Source organism: Desulfamplus magnetovallimortis (genome assembly GCF_900170035.1).
GTDB classification, from domain to species: Bacteria; Desulfobacterota; Desulfobacteria; order Desulfobacterales; family Desulfobacteraceae; genus Desulfamplus; species Desulfamplus magnetovallimortis.
This window is the reverse complement of the sequence record NZ_LT828583.1, coordinates 1-1,215: the sequence shown is the minus strand read 5'-3', so window position 1 is coordinate 1,215 and position 1,215 is coordinate 1. Positions and strand designations below refer to the sequence as shown.

General features: G+C 38.8%; 1 protein-coding gene. It reads left to right on the top strand.

The genetic code is table 11. From position 1 onward, the window contains the following. The first annotated feature begins 329 nt into the window (after nt 1–329). Nucleotides 330–1,154 (top strand): glycosyltransferase, encoded by an 825-nt coding sequence (locus tag MTBBW1_RS27020; protein WP_080810070.1) that lies wholly within the window; start codon nt 330–332, stop codon nt 1,152–1,154. The last annotated feature ends 61 nt before the right edge of the window (nt 1,155–1,215 follow it).

The following is a 1,215-nucleotide window of genomic DNA, read 5'->3' as shown; positions in this document are numbered from 1 at the left end:
AAAGCACTAATAGGCCAGATTCCGCTTGAACAACTTGACTTCCTTATAAATCCGGCAGCAAATAGACTTATCACAAACCCGGCACACGAAGGAGAGCTGATTTTAGATCAACTGATAGTGAGCGAAGATTTAAAATATGAGATTGTAGATTCTAAAATTGATGAAAAAGTTTAATGCTGATCAACGATTTCCGACTGCTACCCCAGGATCATGAAAATAATGAGTGGAATTTTTACGGTAAACAGGCATGATTGATTACGTATCAATCACACCTAAATATAAAAATGATAGTCATTTTCACGGCAAGATAAGTATATCAGGAATTTAATATGTTAGTTTCCATTATTGTACCAACATATAACCAGGCACAATACCTTCGGCCATGTCTGGACTCCATATGGTTCCAGGACTACTCAGGAGATATTGAAATTGTCCTTGTCAATGACGGTTCCATAGATGACACATCAACAACAATAGATGCTTTTCTAAAAGATCTTGATAAAGCAGAAACCTCCTATGCCTCATATTATGATGAAAACAATAATGTTATTGAAAGGATATGGCATAAACGCTACCCGGAACAGGGGCGACGCATTGTACGTATAGAGCATGAAAAAAACAGAGGTTTGGGAGCAGCCCTTAACACAGGATTCAGGGCTTGCAGCGGAGAACTTTGCACCTATGTGCCATCGGATAATATTTGCTATCCAAATATGTTATCGGAGATGGTTCCTCTCCTTGAAAACGGTAATAATAGTGAAGCCGATTTTGTCTATTCAGACATGATAATTTTTGATGATCATGGCAATATCGTTAGAAAATTCCTGCTGCCGGACTATTCCTTTAAAGCCTGCTTTGCCAACTGGTATCTTTGCGGAATCTCCAAGCTCTACAAAAAAGAACTCCATGACCGCTTTGGTTATTACAGAGAGGAGCTCCTTGCCCATGACTATGAGCTTTTTTTGCGTTTTGCCGAAGGTGGAGCCAAATTTTCCCATATTCCCAAATCCCTCATGGGAATCCGTGACCATGCAAGCAGCCGTGAAATTGAGATACATGCACCATCCAACTGGAATCGCCTTCTTGAGGAATCAAAGGAGTTGGCGTTAAGGGCACGTAAAGCTAATTTAAACAATCTCAAAAAAAATCATTAAGTTTTCTTAAAACTTGATAAAAAGTACAGAGGTGTGAGTAATGAATAACAATATCATATTA